The organism is Spirillospora albida (genome assembly GCF_000718255.1).
GTDB lineage: Bacteria > Actinomycetota > Actinomycetes > Streptosporangiales > Streptosporangiaceae > Spirillospora > Spirillospora albida.
In genome coordinates, this window is sequence record NZ_JOFJ01000074.1 from 1 (window position 1) to 390 (window position 390).

1 protein-coding gene is annotated in these 390 nt (G+C 66.4%); it reads left to right on the forward strand.

Annotation, left to right across the window (positions count from 1 at the left end; translation table 11 throughout):
* Positions 1-390, forward strand: a 390-nt coding sequence (locus IE99_RS0128585) for an acyl-CoA dehydrogenase family protein (RefSeq protein ID WP_030177565.1), incomplete at both ends; no start/stop codon positions are given.

The window sequence follows — 390 nt, forward strand, 5'->3', positions numbered from 1 at the left end:
AGTTGAAGAAGCGGTATCTGGGGCCGGTGGCGCGGGGGGAGGCGATGTTCTCTTATGCGTTGTCGGAGGCGGAGGCGGGGTCGGACGCGGCGGGGATGAGGACGCGTGCGGTGCGTGATGGGGATGAGTGGGTGCTGAACGGCGCCAAGATGTGGATCACCAATGCGGGGGTGTCGGAGTTCTACACGGTGATGGCGGTGACCGATCCGTCGGCGGGGGCGCGGGGGATTTCGGCGTTCGTGGTGGAGAAGGGCGATGCGGGGGTGTCGTTTGGGCCCAAGGAGCGCAAGTTGGGGATCAAGGGGTCGCCGACCCGGCAGGTGATCTTGGAGGATGTGCGGATTCCGGCGGATCGGATGATCGGTGCGGAGGGGACGGGGTTCAAGACGG